The following is a 797-nucleotide window of genomic DNA, read 5'->3' on the forward strand; positions in this document are numbered from 1 at the left end:
GTTCTCATCGACTGGCGGGCAGAGCCATCTCGACCTTATTGCTGACGGCGTCTACGCCGCAGACCTCGACGGCGCCCCATTGGATCCCGCCGCATTCTCACATAATCGTTTCCCATTCACGACTGAGCCGGGAACTCACGAGATCACCGTCACCGCGCTGTGCCGCTACTCCCATTCCGGAGAGGGTCTGCACCGTTTTTGTCGACCCGGCCGACGGCAAGGTCTATCTATACACCCAGTTCGAAATTGCTGACGCCAGGCGCATGTACGCGGACTTTGAGCAGCCCGATCAAAAGATGACCTTCGAGCTGCAAGTCATCGCACCTACCGGTTGGACCATCGTTTCTAACTCCCCCACTCCGGAACCGGCCGAAGGTCCGTGGGAGGGGATGTCGCGGTGGTCTTTTGAACCCACCCTCCCGATTTCGACTTACCTCACGGCTCTCGTCGCCGGTGAATACCATGTCGATCACGGGACAATCCATACGGCGTCGGGAGAAATTGATGCCGACATTCTGTGCCGTCAGTCGATCACGGAATACCTCGACGCCGACCGCATTCGGACCACTACCCAGCGCGGGTTCAAGGTCTACGAGGCCGAGTTCGGGTACCCTTACCCGTTCGGTAAGTACACCCAGTCTTTCGTCCCGGAGTTCAATGCGGGCGCCATGGAAAACGCCGCTTGCATAACCCATCGCGACGACCTGCTCTTTCGCTCCCGGGTCACGTCGGCTGCATACGAAAACCGTGATAACACCATCCTTCACGAGCTTGCCCACATGTGGTTTGGCGATCTC

Annotated in this window: 1 protein-coding gene; it reads left to right on the forward strand. The window is 58.6% G+C overall.

What is annotated here, in order from left to right; genetic code table 11:
- A partial coding sequence (locus tag HMPREF0721_RS11185) for a M1 family aminopeptidase (protein ID WP_006599905.1) occupies positions 1 to 797 on the forward strand: 797 nt, incomplete at both ends.

Source organism: Pseudoramibacter alactolyticus ATCC 23263 (genome assembly GCF_000185505.1).
Lineage (GTDB): Bacteria > Bacillota > Clostridia > Eubacteriales > Eubacteriaceae > Pseudoramibacter > Pseudoramibacter alactolyticus.